At 39.7% G+C, this 23398-nt stretch carries 20 protein-coding genes and 1 tRNA gene; 9 read left to right on the forward strand and 12 right to left on the reverse strand.

Annotated elements, in window-relative coordinates; all coding sequences use genetic code 11:
• Positions 1-4: 4 nt before the first annotated feature.
• From ACMUMK_RS16345 to ACMUMK_RS16355, 3 genes are read right to left on the reverse strand one after another with little or no spacing between them, the layout of a single operon-like run.
• On the reverse strand, positions 5-1090 hold the full coding sequence (locus ACMUMK_RS16345) for a DUF917 domain-containing protein (RefSeq protein ID WP_414702217.1): 1086 nt from the start codon (positions 1088-1090) through the stop codon (positions 5-7).
• Entirely contained in the window at positions 1087-2667 is a 1581-nt protein-coding gene (locus ACMUMK_RS16350) for a hydantoinase/oxoprolinase N-terminal domain-containing protein (RefSeq protein WP_414702218.1), read from the reverse strand. The genes ACMUMK_RS16345 and ACMUMK_RS16350 overlap by 4 nt, the downstream gene beginning before the upstream one ends.
• Positions 2668-3957 (reverse strand): purine-cytosine permease family protein, encoded by a 1290-nt coding sequence (locus ACMUMK_RS16355; RefSeq protein WP_414702219.1) that lies wholly within the window; start codon positions 3955-3957, stop codon positions 2668-2670.
• 184 nt (positions 3958-4141) lie between these two features.
• Between ACMUMK_RS16355 and ACMUMK_RS16360 the strand changes: the two genes are divergently transcribed.
• On the forward strand, positions 4142-4642 hold the full coding sequence (locus ACMUMK_RS16360; protein ID WP_414702220.1) for an Lrp/AsnC family transcriptional regulator: 501 nt from the start codon (positions 4142-4144) through the stop codon (positions 4640-4642).
• Positions 4643-4670: 28 nt separating this feature from the next.
• Here ACMUMK_RS16360 and ACMUMK_RS16365 read toward each other — a convergent pair whose 3' ends face one another.
• From ACMUMK_RS16365 to orn, 4 genes are all read right to left on the reverse strand, one after another.
• Positions 4671-6242, reverse strand: coding sequence for a tetratricopeptide repeat-containing sulfotransferase family protein (locus ACMUMK_RS16365; protein ID WP_414702221.1), 1572 nt, complete (start codon positions 6240-6242; stop codon positions 4671-4673).
• Between the two features lie 80 nt (positions 6243-6322).
• Positions 6323-8803: a TonB-dependent receptor gene (locus ACMUMK_RS16370; protein WP_414702222.1), complete on the reverse strand. Its 2481-nt coding sequence runs from the start codon at positions 8801-8803 to the stop codon at positions 6323-6325.
• A 458-nt stretch (positions 8804-9261) separates the two neighbouring features.
• A tRNA-Gly gene (locus ACMUMK_RS16375) sits at positions 9262-9336 on the reverse strand.
• 180 nt (positions 9337-9516) lie between these two features.
• The gene (gene orn / locus ACMUMK_RS16380) at positions 9517-10062 is read right to left on the reverse strand and encodes an oligoribonuclease (protein ID WP_414702223.1); all 546 of its coding nucleotides are present in this window, start codon (positions 10060-10062) and stop codon (positions 9517-9519) included.
• Positions 10063-10164: 102 nt separating this feature from the next.
• On the opposite strand from orn, the gene rsgA reads away from it, so the two are divergent.
• The 4 genes from rsgA (at position 10165) to ACMUMK_RS16400 (ending at position 15112) form a co-directional block, all read left to right on the forward strand.
• On the forward strand, positions 10165-11196 hold the full coding sequence (rsgA, locus tag ACMUMK_RS16385; protein WP_414702224.1) for a small ribosomal subunit biogenesis GTPase RsgA: 1032 nt from the start codon (positions 10165-10167) through the stop codon (positions 11194-11196).
• 126 nt (positions 11197-11322) lie between these two features.
• Positions 11323-12183: an archaetidylserine decarboxylase gene (gene asd / locus ACMUMK_RS16390; RefSeq protein WP_414702225.1), complete on the forward strand. Its 861-nt coding sequence runs from the start codon at positions 11323-11325 to the stop codon at positions 12181-12183.
• 4 nt (positions 12184-12187) lie between these two features.
• Positions 12188-13054 carry a DMT family transporter gene (locus tag ACMUMK_RS16395; protein WP_414702226.1) on the forward strand — a complete coding sequence of 289 codons (867 nt, stop codon included), beginning with the start codon at positions 12188-12190 and terminating at the stop codon, positions 13052-13054.
• Between the two features lie 216 nt (positions 13055-13270).
• Positions 13271-15112, forward strand: a complete 1842-nt coding sequence (locus ACMUMK_RS16400) for a monovalent cation:proton antiporter-2 (CPA2) family protein (RefSeq protein WP_414702227.1) — start codon at positions 13271-13273, stop codon at positions 15110-15112.
• Positions 15113-15153: 41 nt separating this feature from the next.
• Here ACMUMK_RS16400 and ACMUMK_RS16405 read toward each other — a convergent pair whose 3' ends face one another.
• From ACMUMK_RS16405 to gpmI, 5 genes are all read right to left on the reverse strand, one after another.
• The gene (locus ACMUMK_RS16405) at positions 15154-15558 is read right to left on the reverse strand and encodes a MerC domain-containing protein (protein WP_414702228.1); all 405 of its coding nucleotides are present in this window, start codon (positions 15556-15558) and stop codon (positions 15154-15156) included.
• Positions 15559-15662: 104 nt separating this feature from the next.
• The gene (locus ACMUMK_RS16410; RefSeq protein WP_414702229.1) at positions 15663-16589 is read right to left on the reverse strand and encodes a DUF808 domain-containing protein; all 927 of its coding nucleotides are present in this window, start codon (positions 16587-16589) and stop codon (positions 15663-15665) included.
• Positions 16590-16592: 3 nt separating this feature from the next.
• The gene (locus tag ACMUMK_RS16415; protein WP_414702230.1) at positions 16593-17357 is read right to left on the reverse strand and encodes a divergent polysaccharide deacetylase family protein; all 765 of its coding nucleotides are present in this window, start codon (positions 17355-17357) and stop codon (positions 16593-16595) included.
• Positions 17358-17450: 93 nt separating this feature from the next.
• Positions 17451-18548 (reverse strand): murein hydrolase activator EnvC family protein, encoded by a 1098-nt coding sequence (locus tag ACMUMK_RS16420; RefSeq protein WP_414702241.1) that lies wholly within the window; start codon positions 18546-18548, stop codon positions 17451-17453.
• A 67-nt stretch (positions 18549-18615) separates the two neighbouring features.
• Entirely contained in the window at positions 18616-20148 is a 1533-nt protein-coding gene (gpmI, locus tag ACMUMK_RS16425) for a 2,3-bisphosphoglycerate-independent phosphoglycerate mutase (protein ID WP_414702231.1), read from the reverse strand.
• Positions 20149-20404: 256 nt separating this feature from the next.
• Between gpmI and ACMUMK_RS16430 the strand changes: the two genes are divergently transcribed.
• Genes ACMUMK_RS16430 through gpsA form a run of 4 tightly spaced genes read left to right on the forward strand, consistent with a single transcriptional unit; the run spans position 20405 to position 22639 of the window.
• Positions 20405-20830, forward strand: a complete 426-nt coding sequence (locus tag ACMUMK_RS16430; RefSeq protein WP_414702232.1) for a rhodanese-like domain-containing protein — start codon at positions 20405-20407, stop codon at positions 20828-20830.
• Between the two features lie 14 nt (positions 20831-20844).
• A complete protein-coding gene (gene grxC, locus ACMUMK_RS16435; protein ID WP_414702233.1) occupies positions 20845-21102 on the forward strand; it encodes a glutaredoxin 3 in 258 nt (85 codons plus the stop codon).
• Positions 21103-21127: 25 nt separating this feature from the next.
• On the forward strand, positions 21128-21628 hold the full coding sequence (secB, locus tag ACMUMK_RS16440) for a protein-export chaperone SecB (RefSeq protein ID WP_414702234.1): 501 nt from the start codon (positions 21128-21130) through the stop codon (positions 21626-21628).
• Positions 21629-21643: 15 nt separating this feature from the next.
• Positions 21644-22639 (forward strand): NAD(P)H-dependent glycerol-3-phosphate dehydrogenase, encoded by a 996-nt coding sequence (gene gpsA, locus ACMUMK_RS16445; protein WP_414702235.1) that lies wholly within the window; start codon positions 21644-21646, stop codon positions 22637-22639.
• Positions 22640-23398 lie beyond the last annotated feature (759 nt).

The following is a 23398-nucleotide window of genomic DNA, read 5'->3' on the forward strand; positions in this document are numbered from 1 at the left end:
GTCTTTAGATATCTGCCAAAGGCACATAATCCAAATCAAATCCAAAGCAAGCTGGCGAAACCACATCTAAAGCTTTTGAGCTTCTGTAGAACGCTGGGCAACCTATTGCAAATACCGCCACTCTCTGTCCATACCTTAATCTTTCAGCATTAATAGGGTTAGAGGTTTCATACTCTACAATTACAATTAAATCTGGCACGCTTGCGACTACTTTCCCGCCCAACTTAGCAACCAAATATTCATTTTTGATACTGATGTTCATTTGCGCTTGCTGCTCATCAAATGAGGTAATACTCACCTCTCCCACATCAAAGCCACCCACAATTGAGTTTTGTTTGTCTGTCACCTTACCTGTGTACAAAAGACGACATTCACCATAAACCGACTCTTTAAATAGTGCTTTTAAAGGGGCCAGTAACAAGTCAGCCGAGCCTCTATTTTCTCTTAGTAAAGCCCCTAACTTTACAGAAAAACTCATAGTTCCGGGAATAATCGCATGTTTCAAAAATGCACCAGTCATAGGGTGCTCAACCGTTAACATCATGCCACCGGAAGCTTGGGTTAGCCCCCTAATATGACGCTCGTAGGTATGGGTATCTTGGGTTGTAAAGGAAGTAACATTGCCTTCATAGTCAAGAGCAATAGCGGGTGTTGGACATGCGCCACATATGGCGTAAGTCATCATTTGAGCCTCTGGCAAGGCTCTTCCCATGCCATCTCCATCAATAACTGGAATCCCTTTAGCCAAAGCAGCTAGGATTGGCACTAACGAATTACCGCCACCAATCTCGAAGGACACCAAAGCATCGACCTTTTTAGAGGTATGCTTTTCGTAAGCCACTAGAGCTTCAAAAGCTTCATTATGCGAAGGTAACAGCTCTAACCCTACTGTTGGCGCTCCCACTCCACCTATAGTAACTATATGTGCATCGTCATCTAAATCTTGCACATCAATTAAAGTAACAGGGCCATATTTTTTAAAAGCCAAGGAGGTTAGCAACTTGGAAACGTAAGGATCGCCGCCTCCACCTGTGGCTAAAAACACGGCGCCAAGGGCTAAATCGTCTAGGTGAGATCCGTCTAATTTCATGATTCATACTCCTGAGCTTTAATATTTTGTTCTGTGCTTAAGGCAGCGACGTCTCCCATAACCTTTATTCTTAATTTAGTACTCGATCCATCCATATAGGGAATAGCCGTTTCTTCTATATCAACCGTTTCGATAGACTTTTCACTAGCGCCTGCTGCAATAGCTCGCTTACTTGCTTCTTGTGTTACTTGGGCTATCGCGTCTTCCCGCGACACATTTTGATAAGACACCATTTTTTCACTCTCACCGCTAATTTTTGCAATGGATGCACCTATAGCATTCGCCACCTCTGCATGCTTAGGTCTGAGTATCTCTGAGGCTGTACTTAGCTGCACATGGACTAATACAGCGCCCCCACCTACCAAAATTACTGGCACGGGTTCACTATTTAATTTCATCATATCTATGGCGCGGTCGAGCATTTCGGTAATAGTCTTTTTTCCATTTTCAACAAGTGCCTCTGACAAATGACTGACTTTAGTTTTATCACCTATATCACTGCCCCCTGCAGCCACAATCAAGTCCGTTGCTGTTAACCTATCACCACCAAACACTAAACTATCATCCACTAATTTATGACCAACTGATTGAGGCCCAATTGTTAACCCATCAGAGCTCACTAAACTGCCGCCACCTAGGCCAATGGCGTTTATATCTGGCATTCTAAAATTCGTTCTTACACCACCAATATCAACGATAGCGCTTGATTCTCGTGGAAAACCATTTTGTAACACACCAATATCAGAAGTGGTTCCGCCGATATCAACCACAATAGCGTTTGACAAACCGGTGAGCTTAAATGCACCTCTTAACGAGTTTGTTGGTCCAGATGCGAAGGTCAGGGCTGGATATTTTTTAACATAATTGGCATTCATTAAGGTGCCATCGTTTTGGCTAATGAAAACAGGACATTGCATACCTAACTTGCTAATTGCGAGGCAAAAAGCGTCAACTACTCGGTCAGCAAATGATAGAAGAGCAGTATTTAAAATGGAGGCGTTTTCTCGCTCCAATATACCTAAACGACCGATATTGTGAGACAAAGTTATTCGAGCATCAGGAATAATTTCTTTTACTTTTTTCGCTAAAAATATTTCAGGCTCTGGATTCATCGGAGAAAACGCAGAAGCGATAGAAATATGGGTTAAGCCCTTTCTTTTAATATCATGGAGGACATCATTAATCTTTCCATCATCAAATTTTGCTAGTGGCCAGTTATCATACAAGTATCCCCCTGGCAGCATATAAGCATGATTTCCAACCGCAGCTTTTATGTCCGCTGGCCAATCAACCATTGGTGGTAGTCCATCTCCACTAGGCAAACCAATTCGAATTGCAGCCACTTCTGCCAGTTCTCTGCGCTCAATTACCGCATTAGTAAACTGTGTGGTACCTATCATTACTGCGTCAATTTGCACACCAGTGGCCGCGCCGTCTTCTAACACCTTAGTAAGGGCATTAACGACACCTGTAACTATATCTGCTGAGGTTAGAGACTTAGTACTAGCTAATATTTCATCCCCAGCAATCAAAACTGCGTCGGTGTGCGTCCCGCCCACATCTATACCTATATGCATTTAGGCCTCTCCTTGTTCATTTATAATAGGAGCAGGCAAAAATTTGCATAACAAAGCATAAGCGGCTCCAGAGATTAATACAGCATCCAGTACTGTGATACTGGTCAAGGCAGGAATAAATTCTGACTCACTAAACACGGCAATGACTGCTCCCAATAACCAAGCAATAAACGCGGATGGAGAGAATGTTACATTTTTATCTAATGAGCTAAGTTGATAGAACTCTCGTCTTACAAACAGAAAGTCAACTATGATAATCCCGGATACAGGTACAAATATTGCGGCTAAAAAAGATAAAAAAGTGATAAAAAAATCGAGAATATCAAAAAATGCCGCAACTATACCCGCGATACCGAACAAACAGGTATAAAGACGACCCGTTACCTTTGGCCAAGTAGCCTGCACACTTAGTACAGTACTATATAAATTCAGGGAGTTAAGTAACCAACTTCCAGCAATAACGATGACAAATGCCCCAAAGCCAAGCCCTAAAGCTAGCATCAAATCTAGTATTTCCGTTTGTCCAATAGCTGCTGCAGCAAAAGCCGCCACCAATAACACCAGCAGTTCAACCACCATATATGCCCAAAAGGCAGTATATACACCACCCGTCCAATGTTTAGTAAAACGCGTGATATCAGGGAGAATAATTGCACCGATAATGATGGCACCAACAATCGCACTAACTGCTTCACTGAGGTTCATTGTCGCCGTCTTATCAAGGCTTAAAAAGCCACTTAAGCTTAATTGACTATGGGCCGACCAAAACATCATTGCCGTTACCACCACTAATACTGGGACCATGAGTGACGCCAATAGATTGATTGCCTTAAACCCGAAAATAGTCGTGATGGTCATACACACCCCAGCGACAACCTCTATTGGCCAATCGGGGATCGAGATGCCTAATATATCCAATGCGAGCCGACTGACAGCACTTGAAAACAAGTCGATATTCACACCAAACCAGCCAATTAAGGACAATGCAAAGGCCAAATTAACTATGCCAGCTCCTCTATCGCCAAATGCTAGTCTTACCAATAAATAAGAGCTCAGCCGTGTTTTTGCGCCAATAGCTCCCATAACGCCACCAATCACAGTTAGTATGATTGAGCCAATCATAAGCGCCCAGACAGTGTCAGAAACCGTTAATCCTTGATAGACCTCAATACCTGTAATAAAGGTGGGTAAAGAAAATGCCACCATAATAGAAACAGCAGCCACTCTAGGCCAAGAAACAAGTTGCTCCTTAGTTACCGCTACCTGTGAATATTCATTTTGATTTTCCAAAATATCGCCTTAATTATGATTGGGAACAAACAACAGAGACTAGAAAATATAATGCACCTTTTTCACCATCTATCTTAAGGCATCTGTTAAAAAATATTCTATTGAAAAGCTAGGCAAAATTTAAACATTGTCTTTATCTATCTAGTTGTATCAAAATGATATTTTGTATCGACTAACTGCCAGCATGAAAAAATCAAAAAACATAAAACTAGATACCATCAACAAAAAAATACTTGCGACCTTGCATAAAAATGCCGATCTATCTAATCAAGAACTTGCTGATGCAGTTGCACTATCGCCTAGTGCTTGCTTTCAAAGAACGAAGGCCTTGAAAGAGGCAGGATATTTTGTCAATTTTCAGACTGAAATGGACCTAGACAGGCTATGCGAGCATGTTTTGGCTTACGTTGAGTTTAAACTAGAGGACAATACCGTTACTGGAAGAGCCGCATTTGAAGAAGCAATTACGCCTATTCCCGAGTTCATGGACTGCGTGCGGGTGAGTGATGATATTGATTATATTTCTTTTACTTGTTTTCCCGATATAAAAGCACTGAACCAAGCGTGCAACGCACTTAGCTCTGATCCAAAACTCGGCATAAAGCGACTTAAAACTCGTGTTATTTTAGAGCGAGCAAAATGGTGCTTAGGTTACCCATTAGAAAAGCTAAAATGGATTGAGTAAGCTACTATTTCAATACAACTTAAGTACTTTAGGAATCCAGTACACCCTTTTCAGTAAGCAATGCTTCTAAAGCATCGGTATGTGGCCGAAACTTTTTCCAACGCCCTACAGATTTAGTGTTTATAGGCTCTCGGACTTGTACCTTACTTGCAGTAGATACTGGTGCTGTATTTGTCTCAGCATGAAGACATTGTTCTTGCCACTGTAAATCACAAAAGCTTAATAGCTCTGATACCTTGTTTCTAGGATCTTCCACCAGCTCTTGGTAATCACATAACATCAAGTTAGCACTGTTTTCAGCTGCCTTATGATAGACTAACTTATAAAACTCAGCATAAAACAGCCCTATGGTTTTCAGGCTGTAAGCATAATGATAGTAGGGGCTATTAATTGAAAATAATTGTCGATAGTTGCCGATACAGGTGTCCATAGGATCCCGCAACATACAGATTATTTTTGCCTTAGGTAGTGCCTTACGAATTAAATCAATATAAAAAAAGTTGAAAGGCAGTTTATCTATAAAATGCTCAGAGCCTCCAGAGACCGCTTGCGTTCGCTCAATATAACGCTCACCTAGTGTTTTGAAGTTCAGATGCTGCGCCGCTTGCAAAGTTTCCATATCAAGGACTTTAGATGACCCCGTATTAGCTAGCTCCTTCACCGCTACCCCAAAGTCTTGGAGTTCGCCACAAGAATGTACTTGGGTATGGTTACTTAGAATACGCTCGACTAGGGTTGTACCAGAACGGGGCATTCCAACGATGATGATTGGCTGGCTTGATTGACAGGCTGAATCTTTACTTGGGATAAACTTAGTGTCGCGGACAAAATCAAATAAAGCTTTATCATCGGAAAAACCATATTGAATAGTACTGACTTTGCGGCTTTTCACCCGATTTAAAATATCGAAACTTTTGTCAAAATCTCCAATCGCCTCATACTCTTTAGCTAAAGCATGTCCGAGGTGTAATAGGTTGTCTGGGTGTGCTTTATCATCAAGCAGCCCCTCTAACCGACTAATGTGATTTGATTCTTTCGTCACGCCTCCTAAGTCTGATAACGCAAAGTGAGCTTGGTAATATTTAGGCTGTAGCCTAATGGCAGATTCAAAGGCCTCATTAGCTTGCTGGAATAGGCCTGCAAATTTTGAGGAAACGCCAAAATTATAATAAAAACCTGGGTTGCTTTTTTCCGCTAGTAAGGCTTTTTCAAAATAAGGTAATGCTCTGGCGTGGTCGCCCACATGGCTGAGGGAAACACCTATAGTGTCTAATGTGAGTGGTTTAGAAATCCTCGATACAGGAACATGCTCAATAATCTTCACCACTGAAGACATATCCCCCATTAAACTGTAACACTTAGCTAAGTGAGCAAAGTATTCTGCTAGGCCTTTAAAAGAAATGGCCTTTTCAATTAACTTAGTCGCTTTTTTTACTTGGCCTACCTCAAAGTTGATTATGCCTAGTAAAAAGTAAGCATCAGCATGGTCTGCTTGCAGCTCAATTATTTTTACACACAGTCTATGGGCTTCAACGTAATCCCTATTATTTAGAGCAACTTGAGCGCTTCGATGTAAAGTTTGTATAGTATTGTTCGTCATTTGAATTACATTTTTTATATGCTTAATAGCAATAAAAAAGGGTACCTAGTGTACCCTTTCGTTAACGTTTATATAAAAGCTTACATTTCGAAGTTATAGGTAAATTTAACACCTACCTTACGAGGGTTAATAAGGTAATGGCCATAGCTTCTTAGCAAGTCTGTACCATTAACAAAGTTTTCATCTTGGAAATCTCCTAACCCAATGCTAGAAACATCACTTCGCGTTGATGAAAACGCATACTTATTAAATACATTATCTACATACAAAGTAACTACCCAATCATCATCTGAGATTGAGGCACTGATATTACTGAGCCCGTATCCAGGAAGAGCTTCACCATCAGCACGTAAGCCAACTTTGGTGAATACATCACTTTGAGCAGTAAAACCATAGGTAATATCTAACAATTTGTCTGAAAAAATATCTTGAGTATATTTCAAACCAAGGGAGAACTGTTGCTCTGGAGAGCCAGGTAATCTGTCCCCGTCTTTACCGTCGTAATTGTTTTGAATAGGTAAAATGACTTCACCTTCATCATCAACAAAACTGTCGAACAAGAACAGCGCATCATTTGTTAATTTAGCTTCGGTGTACGAGTAAGTAGCATAAGCGGAGAAACTATCGCTAATAATTGCACGGCTAGATATTTCTATGCCTTTGGCATTTGCAGTCGCAGCATTTGATGTAATGGTTTGTTGCCCATTTACAGTGGCTCCTGACACCTGAGCGTTGTCCCAGTCAACATTAAATAGCGCGGCGTTGAAATGGAACTTATTCTTTAACCAAGTACTTTTAAATCCTAACTCATAGTTAGTTGTGGTATCTGGCGTAAATAGCACCTCGTCAGGAAGAGCACATACAATCTGAGTGGCTATCTCATCAACATTATCTGGACATGCTGCAACGCCATTTGAACCACCAATTCTGAAACCTTCACTAACAGTGAAGTAACCCATTAAATCATCAGTAAATTGATAGCTAGTGTTGAATTTAAATAAATCTCCTGAGTCATCTGCTTTTTCAGTCGACAAGTCGATTTCTAACGAGTCGGGATCTCTTCCTTCAAAAACTGTATAAAATAATGGCAAATCAACTGCCGAAGACGAGGTTACATCATACGCATACTTTCTCATTCCGAAGGTTACGTCCCACTTTTCGTTAATCTGGTAACTAAGCTCACCAAAAAGAGCTTTCTCTGTAGTATCTGTATAACCAACAGAATAGTACTCAAGGGAATCAGGCCTTAGGTTACCATCAACCCCCCAAACATTTATGGCGTATTCATCAAACCCTGGAGCAAACTCACTACTTTCTCCAAAGCTTTCAACATTGTTATAAAAACCACCAACAATCCAAGATAAAGCTGAGTCACCTTTTGAAACAAGTCTAAGCTCTTGGGTTAGTACATCTACTTCGTCGACTTCTCTGGTGTAAGCAGAAAATGCAGGGAATTCTTCGTAGCTGTAGTCTAAACGGATTAATAAGTCAGTTTGATCACGCTGACCAAGGGCATTGTATTGTGATTTACCCGTTGCAGAAACCAAGTCTGCAAACCCTAAATCTACTTTCATTTCTAAACTGAGTAAGGAATCTTCTTTTTCTCTTGGCTCTACGTAGCGATATGCCGACTCATACTTACCAATAAGTCCAGAAAGAGGGTTATCTTCAGACAGCGCACCATAATGTGTTATCGAACGCCCTTCTACTTCTTGATTTTGATAGAAATAAGACAATGTCGCATCAAACTTGTCATTTGGTTTCCAGCGCAAAGCTACTTTGGCTGTTAATGTATCTTCACCATTTGCGTCTTTAACTTGCTTGAGGTTTTCATCAATTGCAGTTTGGTCTGTCCAATCAGGATCTGGGAGTGATACGCCGCCTTCTCGAACCACATAGTTGTAATCAATAAACCCAGGATTATGAAACTTATTAACAGATACTCTTACACCTAGCTCATCTTCGATTAATGGGGTATTAAAAACAAAGCCTGCTTCGCCACCAAGGCTGGAACTTTCTGTTTGCGAGAATAAATCACCATATACTTGGCCTTCGGTCACATCTAATTCAACTTGCTTGGGGATATAACGAATAGCACCGCCTAATGTTCCTGCTCCATATAATGTTCCTTGTGGCCCAATGAGCACTTCGACTCGTTCAATATCATTCAGCCTTAAGTTGATAAATAAGGGAATTTCACCAACATATGTTGCTACAGTTCCACCATCTGAACCAGGACCAGAAGAGTTAGTATTAAGGCCACGGACAATAATTGGTGAATCATTACGTCCACCTTGATCCGTTACGGTAAGGCCTGGTACCCAACGTGCTACATCGTCTAAATCTGAGATATTCTGTTCAGCTAAAGTATCAGATGTTAAAGCCGTGATATTAAGTGGCGCATCTTGTACTGTGCCCGTTCTTCTCGTTGCGGTTATTTGAATAGTTTCTATTTGGGCTTCTTCATCTTGTGCTACGGCAACATTAGGTAAAAAATTAACAGATACTGCTAGCGCAATCGCTGAATAGCTGAATGCTTTTCTGTGTATTTTGTTGGTCATATAAATCTCATTATTAGTACTATTTAAAAATGGGTTAGAACTGTAGTTTTTTTGCGCGATCCGCTGCGGCTAAATTCATCGGCATAGAGCACATACTGTGCCTACTTTAATCAATTATTTTTATAAATAGAGTATCGAGAACAGTAAAAGTGAATATTTATTCACAACTTTTACTCTTTGATGAAAAGTATAATATACCAAACAGCATATTTGCTCCATACAAGTGCAAAAATATAGAAAAAGCATAGTAAAGCAGTGCAAAACGCACCACAAATTAACTTTTAGCACTAGATAAAGGCAAAACCAAGTTAATAACTATGCAATTTGATGAATTTAACAACAAAATTTGTGAAGCAAATTGAAGCTGGGTAAGTATATTTTACTTTGTAGGATTTTTTGATGATTTCATAAATCTGAATGATTTATTATAATAAACAGCTATCTACGAAATGAAAAATTGGAGCGGGAAACGAGATTCGAACTCGCGACCCCAACCTTGGCAAGGTTGTGCTCTACCACTGAGCTATTCCCGCTTAATTTGACTGCACTTTCGTGTTAAGTTTTAGATGTGGATGTCTAAAACGGAGGCGCATTTTACAAAAATTAGATTGTGATGCAAGCCCTAAAAAGCAATTTTTTAGATTATTTTGGCTAATCGCATAAATACTCAACAATTAGTACAAAAAAACGCTACTTGAACCACAAGCTGGCACTTAAATCGTAAAAACATGTTGGCGATAATAAACCAACTCGGCAATAGACTCTCGAATGTCATCTAGTGCTAAATGCACTCCCTTTTTTTGAAAACCATCTAATAACTCAGGTTTCCATCTACGAACTAACTCTTTAATTGTACTCACATCCACATTTCTATAATGGAAGTAGGCTTCTAATTCTGCCATGTACTTTACTAAAAATCGGCGGTCTTGACCTATAGTGTTACCACACAAAGGAGATGCTCCTTTAGGAACATATAGTTTTAAAAACTCAATGGTTTCTTTAACCGCTTCTGCAACCGTTACTCTGCTATCAAGGCAACGCTGTGTTAATCCAGACTGTCCATGAGTTTTGGTACACCACTCATCCATAGCATCAAGGACTTCTTTAGGTTGGTGAATGGCAAGTACCGGTCCTTCAGCAATAATGTTGAGCTCTTTATCGGTGACTATGGTGGCAATTTCTAAGACAACATCAGTTTCAGGCTCTAAACCTGTCATTTCCATATCTATCCATACTAAATTTTCACTATTAACTGACATTATCCCTCCGGAGTTTAAGTAGAATACTTGATATTATTTGGTTTAAGTCTGCCCAAACGGTAACATGATACTAGAAATATCATTAATTACAGCAAGATTAACGTGGCAAAAAAACCAAAACTCACTCATCGTCAAAAGCGCCAGGTATCAGTCAACCGTTCTAAGCGGTTATCTGAGCCTTCAAAAAAGTCTGAACTTGAAGACAGCCAGTTAGGAGAACAACAAACTGGACGAGTGATTGGCCGCTTTGGAAAACATGCAGATGTTGAAGATGCAACTGGCTTAATTCATAGATGCCATATGAGACGTACAATTGAGAGTGTAGTCTGTGGTGATGAGGTTTTGTTTCGCCCAGGAAAAGATCAAACACTGACTATTAGCGGTATTATTGAAGCAGTTCAAGATAGAAAGTCAGTACTTACCCGACCTGACTTTTATGACGGGGTAAAACCCATAGCAGCTAATATCGATCAGATTATTATTGTCAGTTCTGTACTTCCCACTTTATCTCTTAATATAATTGATAGATATTTAGTCGCATCAGAAGACGTTGAGATAACCCCCGTCATCTTGCTTAATAAAGTTGAGTTACTTAATGAAGAACAGCGCGCTGAAGTTGAAGAGCAACTTAACATCTATCGAGATATTGGTTATCAAATTGTTTATACAAGCTGTAAAACCAAGACAGGTATCGAGCAACTAGCCAGTTGTTTAAAAGACAAGGTGAGTGTTTTTGTTGGCCAATCTGGAGTGGGGAAATCTAGCTTAGTCAATGCATTACTACCGGAAGCTGACGAAATCATTGGTGATATTTCTGATAACTCAGGGCTGGGTCAACACACCACAACAACCGCAAAATTATTACATTTTCCTGCAGGGGGTGATCTTATAGACTCACCGGGAGTAAGAGAATTTGCATTATGGCACTTACCTACCGAACGCCTGACCAATGGCTTTAAAGAGTTTAGAGAATACTTAGGAGGCTGTAAGTTTCGAGACTGCAAACATGGCGACGATCCCGGTTGTTTAATAAAAAAAGCCGTAAAAGAGGGAGAAATAAGCCAACAGCGTTATCAGAGTTACCATAAGATCTTAGCCAATATGGACGAAGTCCGGCCATCTCACGCCAAGTAGAACTCCCCCACTAAAAAGTTGCACTGAAATTTCTACTAGCATATAGCTAGTTGAACTTAGCGAACCATACTTTGTAAAAAATATTCAGGTACAATTTTCAATGGATTAAAGGCTAGGATTTTCATTTTGTTAGATTCATTAAAAATTGCGCTGCAATATATTACACCTAAACATTTATTGTCTCGATGTATAGGTAAGTTAGCTGCAGCAGAAGCAGGAGTGCTCACCACTACTGTCATCAAATTGTTCATAAAGCAATATAAAGTCGATATGACAGAGGCACTTGAGCCGGATCCAGAGGCCTACGCCTCTTTTAATGCCTTCTTTACACGCCTGCTAAAAGAAGATGCGAGAAGCATATGTTCTGACAGGAATAAACTAGCACTCCCTGTAGATGGCGCCGTCAGCCAACTAGGCCAAATAAAGTACGATTCAGTATTTCAAGCAAAGGGCCATGATTATAGCCTCACTACTTTACTAGGTGGCAAACCTGAAATATCAGCACCCTTTTTAGATGGTAAATTTGCAACTATTTACCTATCACCCAAAGACTATCACCGTATTCATATGCCTATTGATGGCCAACTTACAGACATGCTTTATATACCTGGCGAGTTGTTTTCAGTGAGCCCACTAACAGCAGAAAGAGTCCCAGGATTATTTGCTAGAAACGAACGGGTTGTTGCTATTTTTGATACCGAAATTGGAAAAATGGCTATGGTGTTAGTAGGTGCCACTATCGTAGCCAGCATTGAAACTAAGTGGGCAGGAACTATTTCTCCACCTTCAGGGAAGCATGTAGAACACTGGACATATCCTACAGACGGTGAAAATTCTGTGATGCTTAAAAAAGGTGATGAGATGGGGTTGTTCAAACTTGGCTCAACCATAGTTGCCTGCTTTGAAGCTGACTCCATAGATTTTGCAGATCTAGCAGCGGGAGACGTTACGCGCCTCGGCGACGTTTTTGCAACAATTAAGAAATAGCAAAATGGATCCTGTTAAAAAAAGCCTGATATCACTACATTTGACGGTAGTGTTGTTAGGAGCGACAGCGCTTTTTTCTAAAATTATTCCGTTGTCAGCTATCGATATTACCTTTGGCCGTTCCATCGTTGCATTTGTAATGCTCATTGTTATTTTGAAAATAACTAAGCGTAAAGTGAGGTTGTACTCTAAAAAAGACTACATAATTGCACTAGTACTCGGGCTATTAATGGCCGCGCACTGGGTAACCTATTTTGCCGCCATGCAATACTCTTCGGTCTCAGTGGGTATGATCGCCCTATTCACTTTTCCCGTGATAACAGTATTACTGGAACCATTTTTTGAGAAGATTCGCTTAGTTTGGCAAGATATACTCAGCACCACTATTGTGCTGTTGGGTATTTGCTTAATTGTGCCTGAAGTATCTCTAGAGAATGACGTAACCTTAGGCATATTAATAGGTGTTTTATCTGCATTTTTGTATGCATTGAGGAATCTAATTCATAGAAAACATTTCTCCCAATACTCTGGGGCTCATGCAATGGCGTACCAAACATTAATCATATTTGTATGCTTAAGCTTTTTTTCATCAGAGCAGTTGTTTACTGCAGATACTCAAACCTACGTTTGGCTCTTAGTGTTAGGGACGTTTCTAACTGCACTCCCACATACTCTCATTGCTGCTAGCCTTCGACACTTACGAGCGAAAACATTTTCACTTGTAGCCTGTATGCAGCCTTTCTGGGGCACAATTATGGCCATAGCTATTTTGCATGAACAGCCCACTTGGCAGACTTTATTAGGTGGAATTATGGTTATATCAGCAGCCTTGTATGAAACCTATAATGCCCAAAAGCTCCACGGAAAATAATCCTACAATGTGCGACTTATCTTTAATCGCTAAGTCGCCTGAAAAACTGCCATTATTAAAATAAACTGCTTATTTTACTAACTGACAGCTGCTTAGTTATGTTGGCAAAGAGCTCCATCAAAAAAGCTTCTATGCTCAAAAGGCTTAGGCATTTAATATACTTTGCTTTAGTACCCTACAAGATCAAATAAAGTAACCCCTTTAGAAGGATAAACAATGTTAGAAATGGCAGTCATATACCTAGCTGCAGCAATAGTTGCAGTCCCAGTGGCCCACCGCTTAGGTTTAGGCTCAGTATTAGGTTATTTAATAGCTGGAATTCTAATAGGCCCTTTCGCTTTAGGGTTAGTAGGAGACCAAACAGATGTAATGCACTTTGCTGAGTTTGGTGTAGTCATGATGTTGTTTTTAGTTGGTTTAGAATTACACCCAGCTAGATTATGGAAACTAAGGCATTCAATACTGGGACTAGGCGGATTACAGGTGTTACTTACCAGTGCCTTATTCTTTGCAGCCTGTTTCTTTATCTTAAATTTAAGGTGGGAGGCTTCACTCGCCATAGGAGCCATGCTATCACTCTCTTCAACAGCCATTGTCATTCAAACACTTACTGAAAAAGGGTGGATTAAACAAGTCGCCGGTCAAAACGCATTTTCCGTTTTGTTATTTCAAGACATAGCTGTTATTCCTATTTTAGCATTACTACCACTACTCGCATTTAGTGAAGTAACAGGCAACCAGAGCAGTCATAGCAACCTAATTGAACATTACCCGAGCTATGTACAAGTACTGATTACGTTAGCGACAATTTCACTGATTATATTTGCTAGCAAATATGTTTCCGCTCCCGTATTTCGTTATATAGCAAACACTCGTATTCGTGAACTATTCACATTATTTGCCTTATTTTTAGTTATTGTCATCGCTGTTGTTATGCAAAAGATTGGGTTATCTCCTGCTTTAGGGACATTTTTAGCTGGGGTGGTACTAGCAAAAAGTGAATTTAGACATGAATTAGAAGTCGATATTGAGCCATTTAAAGGACTACTTTTAGGCCTATTTTTTATTACTGTTGGCGCCACAATAGACTTCCCCTTATTAGCTGCGCAGTTTAGTAACGTTAGTATATTTGTATTCACACTTATCAGCGTAAAAGCCCTGGTTCTGTATTCACTGGCTTGGCTATTTAAGATTAAAAGTAAACAACAACTTTTGTTTACTGTTGCTTTAGCTCAAGGAGGTGAATTCGCTTTTGTGCTTTTATCTCTTACTGGATCCTTGGCTATCCTGACACCAGATCAAACTAAGGTTATGACTCTGGTGGTAGCCATTTCAATGTTATTAGCTCCAATATTAATGATGCTCTACGAGTTACTTTTCGACAAGGAAAGTAAAACCAAGGAAGCGTTCGACTCACCAGAACAAATAGAAGCCACTAAAAATGTGATCATCGCAGGCTATGGTCGTTTTGGTCAGGTAATAGGGCGCTTATTGATGGCTCAGGGTTATCACCTATCCATATTAGACAGAAGCCCTAGCCAGATTGATCTATTGAGACGATTTGGCAACAAGGTTTTTTATGGGGATGCAGCCCGAGGTGACTTACTTGCAGCATCCGGAGCCAGTGATGCACAACTGTTAGTGATTGCAATTGATGATGGTGACAAAATTTTAGAAATAGTTACTTTAGTGCAGAAATACTACCCCAACTTAAAAATTGTAGCCCGAGCAATTGATAGACGCCATGCGTATCAATTAATGCAGCTTGGAGTGACCACGTTTAAGCGAGAGACCTTTGACTCTGCACTCAATCTTGGAATTGAAGCATTAACACTTTTAGGAAATGACAAACAAGTATCCCAGCGAGCAGGAGAGCTGTTTGCAAAACATGATGATGAATCCCTAAAGACACTTGCTAAACTATGGGGTGATGATCACAGTTATGGTGTGGCAGTTAGGCAAAGAAGCGAAGACTTAAAGCAGGTACTTCAAAACGATAAGGCTGAACAGGAAAAGTTAAAAGCCTGTAAGCAGAACAAAGAAAGCAGGCTTGAGTAGCTCATTCCAAATGACACTACTCAAAGTATAGACCAAGTCAATTATGAGCTAGAGCAACCAGAATCACAGTCTTGACAACTTTGGCATAGCTTTAAATTAACTATATGAGCACCAACAATTAGCAACGCACCGATTGCGATTGTAAAGGGTTCATAGGCATCACCGAACATGTCTTTGTTCCAATAAATAATTCCGCCTAAAACCAAGCTGTACAAAGGATATAACTGCCTATGGTAGCGATAAAATCCTGAAAATAACGCCCAAAAACCAATTAGCATTGAAAGAGATAATATACTTCTTTCAAACCAATCTTGTGCGAAGAAAGATGCACCAATGAAAGGAACTAATGGGATTAAAATGGGTAGCAGTAAGCAATGTAATGCACACAAACTGGAGGCCCATATACCTAGTCTGTCAAGTAACGTTTTATCATTATTTGCTTGCATTAATTTACCACTCCAATTTTTCGGTGCGTTATATTATAACATTTCGAAAAAGATTCAAGCATCTAAATCAATAAAGATGAACAAAGTTCACCCATAGCACTTTATTAAGCCCTGACTTTTTTTATTAATGTAAATACCGACAACACAATTGCCCCTGCAATTACACCAATTAACCCGTCCAGTAGAATGGGAGCAACAACTGAGATAACTTGAATCCCTTCAACACTGTGCAGCACAGGCTCTAAAGCATGATGAATACTTGGAATACTATGAACTAAAATTCCGCCTCCAACTAAAAACATTGCAGCCGTGCCGACAATAGAGAGAGTTTTCATCAATAATGGCGCAATAATTAATAAAGCACGCCCACACGCTCTTTGCATGGTATTGAAGCCACCAGAGAGAGATTTTCTAAGTAAATACAACCCTGCATCATCTAGTTTAACGATGCCTGCTACCAGCCCATAAACACCTACTGTAATTGCAATGGCTAACATAGATACGACAGAAACTTGTGTCATAAAAGGCGCGGCTTGAACTGTCCCTAAAACAATCACGACTATTTCTGCCGATAATATAAAGTCGGTACGAATTGCCCCTTTTATTTTATTCTTTTCTAACGCTACTAAGTCGGTTTGAGGGTCTGCTATGGCTTGCAATTTTTTGTTATGTTCCTCTGCGAGTTCTTCCTCTGAATGTAGAAACTTATGAGCAAGTTTTTCAACGCCTTCAAAACACAAATACAAGCCACCGATAACTAAAAGCACTGTAATTAGCCAAGGCAAAAATGCGCTAATTAGCAGAGCAGACGGAACCAATATCAACTTATTTAAAAATGACCCTTTGGCTACGGCCCATACAACCGGTAACTCTCTTTCGGCCTTAACACCTGATACCTGTTCTGCATTTAAGGCTAAATCGTCCCCTAAAACTCCAGCCGTTTTTTTTGCTGCTACTTTTGATAAAACCGCAACATCATCTAAGATGGTGGCAATGTCATCAATAAGAGCCAATAGGTTTGCTGCGGCCATAGTTTAATCCTTAAGTGTTGAAATTGATGAAACCAAATGTGAACCAGTGGCATCTGCAGATTGATATGCAACTAATTCACTAATTTTGGCAAGAGTTATGCCCTGTTCTTCGAGTAAATTCAAGTGAGTTTTTAAGTATTCTAGAGTGTCAGGATAAGGGTGCGCTATCGCAATGGCATATCCGTGTTTTTTCGATAATTCAATTAAGCGATTAAATTGAAGATCTATTTGTTCGGGTTTAGCTACATGATCAAGAAATACATGACGTTTCATATTCAATACGCCTTTTTTATCAGCGATAAGTTGCGCTTTACTGTAGCGAGTTGTCCGGCTATCTATAAAAAACAACTGATTTTCTAATAAAAAATCCATAGTAACTGACAATGGGTATGACAGCTGAGTAAACTTACTCCCCATGTGATTATTTAACCCTATTGCATTAGGAACGCTATCTAAGGCCATTTGCAAATTGTGTTCAATCTCCGTTGAAGACATTGATGCCAGTAATACACCTTTTTCTTGCTTAACACCGCTTAAAGACTCCATTGGCATATGCAAAATAACTTCCCTTTGCTGTATAGCAGCTCTTTTTGAAAATGGCCTAGAAAGAGGCTTATTGGGAAGGATAGCAAAGACTATATTCTGCGGAAGAGCAAAAGCAGCGGCATCTTCTGGCTTATTTCCCATATCATCTATGATCAAAACAATGTGTGAGGACTGTGCAAAAAAAGGCACTAAGGAAAATATAAAAATAATAAATAAACGCATTAAATAATAATTAAACTCTTTTTAAATGGCGCCAACTGCAGAAAAATAAGAACAAGCCTGCATACTCATATTGCTATCTAAACTACAGCTTACTTAAAGCCTCAACCAAGAAACGGGATTAACAGGCTTACCTTTATGGCGAATTTCAAAGTACAAATTAGGTCGATTTTGACCACCACTTTGTCCAAGTAATGCTACGGTTTCACCAGTTTTAACCGTATCTCCCGCCTGTTTTAGCAAAGCTTGATTATGGCCATATAAGCTCATAAAACCATCACCATGATCTAGTACAGTTACTAAACCAAAACCTCTTAACCAATCGGCATATAGAACTTTACCGTCGTGAATAGCTTTAATGTCATCACCAGAATTGCCATATATAACGATACCCTTCCATTTAATTTGTCCCTGCCTAAACCTTCCGAACATTTTACGTAAGGTGCCTTTTGCTGGCAGTAACAGCTTGCCTTTTAACTTACTCAGACCAATTAGGCTAACATCTTGCTGAGCTGCTCTTTGCTGAGCTTTAGCTAATGCTTCTGAGAGGTTTTTTTCATTTATTTGTAGCTGAGCAATTTTTGCTTCATCTGACTCAATCGATACCTGTAACTTGCTCATTGTCACTTGCCTGCTTGCAAGCTGCTTTTTCAAAACCGATTGTTGAGAAATCTGTTGCGCCTTAAGGGTCTCTAGCTCAGTTTGACTGTCAATTAATTTTGCCCTTACTAGCTTTAACTCTTCAACTAGAGCTCTAAAGCTATCAATTTGCTCTTTCCGGGCTTTGTTCAAATATTGGTAATATGTAATAGAACGTTCAAAATCAGCAGCATCTTGCTGATTTAAAAGCATTTTTGCAAAATCATAATTGCCTGTCATATAAGCACTTCGAACTTGCTTAGCTAGCTCTGATTTTTGCTGGTTTAATGCATCTAGGTATTCTTGTTGCTGCTTTAATAGTTCGGCTTGTTGCTTTTGATTATCGTCGATTTGATTATCGGTTTGCTTCAGACTTTTAGCGGTTTTAGCTACGGTTAGCTCTATCTTTTTTAGGTCTTCTTGAAGTTTTTTAGCTTCACTGAGTTGTTTTCGTATTTGCTCTTTTTTGTCTCTTATTTGTTTCTGAATAGACTCTAGATCACTTTTTTCTTGAGATAAAAGCTGAGAGCTACAGATAAAAAATAGACACGCCATTGAAACTAAGCAGCGGATCACACTGCTTAGCTTCAATCGTTTTTTGATGAAAAGCTGGTTCAAAAAATTAAACCAAAGTAACGATAGGTTTACCTGTCATTTCTTCTGGTTGTGGCATGCCCATTAAATGCAGCATAGTTGGTGCAACATCACTTAGGGTGCCGCCTTCTCTAGCAATTGATTTTTTACCAACATGTATAAATGGCACTAGTTCACTAGTATGAGCAGTGTGGGCTTGGCCAGTTTGCTCATCTTGCATTTTCTCTGCGTTTCCGTGATCGGCTGTGATTAGGCAGTCTCCACCATTTTCTTTGATTGCTTCAACTATTCTAGCGATACATGAATCCACTGCCTCACAAGCTTTTACTGCAGCATCAAAATTACCAGTATGGCCTACCATATCTCCATTTGGATAATTACAAATAATGGCATCAAATTTTCCAGACTTAATGGCATCAACTAACTTATCCGTTAACTCAGCAGAGTTCATTTCCGGCTGTAAATCATAGGTGGCGACTTTAGGTGATGGGATTAAAATACGTTCTTCACCTTCATAAAGCTCTTCTCGGCCACCGCTATAAAAGAAAGTAACGTGTGCATATTTTTCTGTTTCAGAAATACGCAATTGAGTTTTATGATGTTGTGCTAACCAATCACCCATAACGTTAACAAGCGGTACTGGCGGATATGCACAAGGAGCATCGATGCTTTCAGCATACTGCGTCAGAGTAACAAACGAGCTTACCTCGATATGTTCGGCTTTAGGGAACTCATTAAAGTCAGCTTCTACAAACGGGCGACTAATCTCACGAGCCCTATCAGCTCTGAAGTTCATGAAAAATACAGAATCTCCCGCTTCTACTGGGCAAGCATCGCCAATCACAGTTGCCTGCATAAATTCATCATTCTCTTCTCTAGCATAAGAAGCTTCTAATGCTTCAAGTGCTGTTTCAGCAGTACAACTGCCCTTGCCATTTGCAATTAGATTGTAAGCAATTTCTACTCTGTCCCAACGGGCATCACGGTCCATGGCATAGTAACGACCAACTAAAGTAGCAGTTTTCCCCACACCTAAATCTTTAAATAAGGCGTCTGCAGCCTCTAATGGTTTTTTAGCACTTCTTGGGGGAGTATCACGTCCATCTAAAAATGCATGAAGATATAATTTCTTAGCGCCCCGCTTAGCAGCCAAAGTCAACAAGGCAAAGATATGGTCTTGATGACTATGAACACCACCCGCCGACAATAATCCCATGACATGAATCGCTTTATCTTGACTAATAGCTTTATCAAGATTGCTCGTTAAGGTCGGGTTCTCATAAAAGTCACCATCTTCAATGGCTTTAGTAACACGAGTAAAGTCCTGATATACCACTCGACCTGCTCCAAGGTTCACATGACCTACTTCAGAATTTCCCATTTGACCATGAGGTAAACCCACATCCATACCAGAGCCTGAAATTAGTGTATTGGTGTAAGACTCACATAAACCATCTAAAACTGGTGTTTTAGCATGTGCTATTGCGTTACTCGCTAATTCTTCACGGTGGCCCCAACCATCTAATATGATTAATGCGGTGGTCTTTTTAGTCTCGCTCATTATCTAATCCTCTTGAATGTGCTGTGCATTTAAAGTTGGTGTATTCTAAAAATCTAGTTTCAACGTCTACTTGAATACCCTAATGGTATCTTTAGTCGCGATGCTCGTCACGAGCATTTCGATGAAAAAACTAAATGGATAACAATAAGTTATTCATTGCTCATGAGATCAAGCTATTAGGGGCTAGTTTCTATCAACAAAATCTATATACTTTGCCCTCATTTTTTTAAGTAATTACGTAAAGAGACTTCCCCGTATGGAACAATTAATAGAATTTGTTACTAATCATTATATCTTGTCTGGTTTGTTTGTTGCGATCTCTGTGGCGTTAATTTACTCCATAGTGGCAGGCCAATTATCCCCGGTAAAAGAACTAAACACCCATGAGGCAACTTTATTAATGAATAAAGAAGATGCATATATATTAGACATCCGACCTGCCGCTGAATTTAAAAAAGGCCATATATTAGGTTCAAAACAAATAAAAGCAGAACTGATAAATAAGGGTGACTTTAGCCCCCTTGAAAAACTTAAAGACACACCCATTATTGTAACATGTGGCATGGGTATGACATCAAAGCGTACTGCTTCTCAAATGTTAAAAGCCGGCTTTACCAATGTTGTAACACTTAAAGGCGGGTTTACCGCTTGGCAAAGTGCCAATTTACCAATTACTAAATAACCTTGGGAATATCAATGAGTAAAGTAATAATTTATACAAAAGGGTATTGCCCATACTGCCATAGAGCTAAAGCTTTACTGACAAAAAAGAACGTTGATTTTAAAGAAATCGACATTGAAGTACAGCCAGAGTTACGAAGTGAGATGATTACTCTTGCAGAAGGTCGCTCAACTGTTCCTCAAATATTTATTAATAATACTCATGTAGGCGGTTGTGATGACTTGTTTGCATTAGAAGCAAAAAACAAACTAGATAGCTTACTAGCTAACTAATCAACTTAAGTAGAAGGACATAATAATGGCTGACGAGAATCAACCAAACGAAGCTGCAGAGCAGCCAACCGCACAAGGCCCACAATTTTCAATTCAAAGAATTTACACTAAAGACATCTCATTTGAAGCACCTAATTCACCGGCTATGTTTCAAAAAGAATGGAAACCAGAAGTAAAATTAGATTTAGATACTAAAAGTAATCCTTTAGGTGAAAATCTATATGAAGTGGTTTTATCTGTTACTGTTACCGCAGAAATAGGAGAAGAAACAGCGTTTTTATGTGAAGTTCAGCAAGCTGGGATATTCAGCATTGGAAAGATGCCAGAGCAAAACCTAGCTCAAATGATCGGTGCATTTTGCCCTAATACTTTGTTCCCATATGCAAGAGAAACCATCGCTAGCCTTGTAAATAGAGGGACCTTCCCACCACTTAACTTAGCACCAGTAGATTTCAATCAAGTTTTTGCCGCTTATATGCAAAAACGAGCACAACAAGATCAAGCTCCTCAAAAGCTTGATGCATAACTGGGATAACAGACATTGAATTCTGTATGTGTCTTAGGGGCGGGCTCTTATGGGACTGCCCTAGCTTTTTGCCTATCTCGAAATGAAGTCTCAACGACTCTATGGGGACGAGATAAAGAGCAAGTTTGTACTATGCTTGAAACTAGAACAAACGAAAAATACTTACCAGGATTTACCTTCCCGGCATCTTTGCAGATCGAAGCTGATTTACAAAAAGCCATTGCATCAAGTTTAGATATTTTGGTAGTTGTACCGAGTAATGCTTTTGCCGAAACCTTAAGAACAATTAAACCTTTTCTAACTCCAGAACACAGAATCATTTGGGCAACTAAAGGGTTGGAGCCAGAGACTGGTAGATTACTACAAGAGGTAGCAGTAGAAATATTAGGTGAAGACTTACCATTTGCGGCGCTCTCAGGCCCTACATTTGCAAAAGAAATGGCAGCTGGCTTACCTACAGCGATATCTTTAAGCTCCACTGACGACAAATTAGCAACAGAATTCGCAGACAAGTTACATTGCTCTAGCACGTTTAGGGTCTATAAAAACGATGACTTCATTGGCATCCAATTAGGTGGCGCTGTCAAAAATGTCATTGCTATTGGTGCAGGTTTAGCTGATGGGTTAGGCTTTGGCTCTAACGCAAGAACCGCTTTAATAACCAGAGGCCTAGCTGAGCTCACTAGGTTAGGAATTAAAATGGGAGCGAAGCCAGAAACCTTTACTGGCATGGCTGGGCTTGGAGATCTTGTGCTTACATGTACAGACAATCAATCTCGCAATAGAAGATTTGGACTAGCATTAGGCAAAGGTGCATCTATCAAGGAGGCAATAACAGAAATAGGTCAAGTAGTAGAAGGCTACAAGAACACTAAAGAAGTTCATGTCTTAAGTAGGCGTATGAGCGTTGAAATGCCAATATGTGAACAAATATATCAAGTGCTATACCACAACAAATCTGTAAAAGAAGCGGCTATTACCTTACTAGCAAGAGACAAAACTACAGAATAATCGTAATTAACCACACGTATATCCCTATACAAAATAAAATCTATCAGCGTCTACACACTCTCTATAAGCATTCCGCAATCACTCTTAAATTCAAATCTGCGCTCATCCTAAAGGTTATAAAGTCTATTGTTAGTTAACAACCTTTGCTAAACTTTAACCTTACTAAACTAACAGCTAGATATTAATCTTTCGCCTGACATTACAGCTAAAATGAACCTATAGGTTACCAGAGCCTTACTTAACCACTTCCTAAAAACTACCACCTAAGATTTCTATCTATATTAGCAATACAAAACTGTAATACCTACTAAGCTAACTAATGGAAGCTAGAACTGCAGCTGAACAAAGAATTGATATATGTAACCTTTAAAGCTCAGAGCCAGCAGCTCCCTCTGAACTACTTTTAGCCACAAGACAAACAAACCACTAAGATCTTTAATTGAGGGTAACCTGCGCCTTTATAGACAACTAACTAATTAAATTAAAAGCTTACATATAAGTCAGATTGCACTACTCATCATCAAAGGTAAAAGCCGTATCAAAGAAAGCTGCGCTCAACTAGATTTTCTCAATATCATACGGGTGTCATATTTGGATGAGTATCATCAGCGATGTGCACACTCCAACCTAGAAGTATTCAATCCCCAGAAACGCAAAAAGCCCCCTCAATGAAGTGGCTTAGTACTTAAATAGGAGGCTGCAGGGCTGGCTTTCCAGTAGTGTACTACTCTCGCATGGGGGTGAAGGTGGTTTGCTTTT

The organism is Paraglaciecola sp. 2405UD69-4 (assembly GCF_047525415.1).
Lineage (GTDB): Bacteria > Pseudomonadota > Gammaproteobacteria > Enterobacterales > Alteromonadaceae > Paraglaciecola.

What these genes read in the sequence shown, in the direction of transcription:
- ACMUMK_RS16345 (WP_414702217.1), bottom strand. Translation starts at nt 1,090, where the DNA reads ATGAAATTAGACGGATCTCACCTAGACGATTTAGCCCTTGGCGCCGTG.
- ACMUMK_RS16350 (WP_414702218.1), bottom strand. Translation starts at nt 2,667, where the DNA reads ATGCATATAGGTATAGATGTGGGCGGGACGCACACCGACGCAGTTTTG.
- ACMUMK_RS16360 (WP_414702220.1), top strand. Translation starts at nt 4,142, where the DNA reads ATGAAAAAATCAAAAAACATAAAACTAGATACCATCAACAAAAAAATA.
- ACMUMK_RS16365 (WP_414702221.1), bottom strand. Translation starts at nt 6,242, where the DNA reads ATGACGAACAATACTATACAAACTTTACATCGAAGCGCTCAAGTTGCT.
- ACMUMK_RS16370 (WP_414702222.1), bottom strand. Translation starts at nt 8,803, where the DNA reads ATGACCAACAAAATACACAGAAAAGCATTCAGCTATTCAGCGATTGCG.
- orn (WP_414702223.1), bottom strand. Translation starts at nt 10,062, where the DNA reads ATGTCAGTTAATAGTGAAAATTTAGTATGGATAGATATGGAAATGACA.
- ACMUMK_RS16395 (WP_414702226.1), top strand. Translation starts at nt 12,188, where the DNA reads ATGGATCCTGTTAAAAAAAGCCTGATATCACTACATTTGACGGTAGTG.
- ACMUMK_RS16400 (WP_414702227.1), top strand. Translation starts at nt 13,271, where the DNA reads ATGTTAGAAATGGCAGTCATATACCTAGCTGCAGCAATAGTTGCAGTC.
- ACMUMK_RS16405 (WP_414702228.1), bottom strand. Translation starts at nt 15,558, where the DNA reads ATGCAAGCAAATAATGATAAAACGTTACTTGACAGACTAGGTATATGG.
- ACMUMK_RS16410 (WP_414702229.1), bottom strand. Translation starts at nt 16,589, where the DNA reads ATGGCCGCAGCAAACCTATTGGCTCTTATTGATGACATTGCCACCATC.
- ACMUMK_RS16415 (WP_414702230.1), bottom strand. Translation starts at nt 17,357, where the DNA reads ATGCGTTTATTTATTATTTTTATATTTTCCTTAGTGCCTTTTTTTGCA.
- ACMUMK_RS16420 (WP_414702241.1), bottom strand. Translation starts at nt 18,548, where the DNA reads ATGGCGTGTCTATTTTTTATCTGTAGCTCTCAGCTTTTATCTCAAGAA.
- gpmI (WP_414702231.1), bottom strand. Translation starts at nt 20,148, where the DNA reads ATGAGCGAGACTAAAAAGACCACCGCATTAATCATATTAGATGGTTGG.
- ACMUMK_RS16430 (WP_414702232.1), top strand. Translation starts at nt 20,405, where the DNA reads ATGGAACAATTAATAGAATTTGTTACTAATCATTATATCTTGTCTGGT.
- grxC (WP_414702233.1), top strand. Translation starts at nt 20,845, where the DNA reads ATGAGTAAAGTAATAATTTATACAAAAGGGTATTGCCCATACTGCCAT.
- secB (WP_414702234.1), top strand. Translation starts at nt 21,128, where the DNA reads ATGGCTGACGAGAATCAACCAAACGAAGCTGCAGAGCAGCCAACCGCA.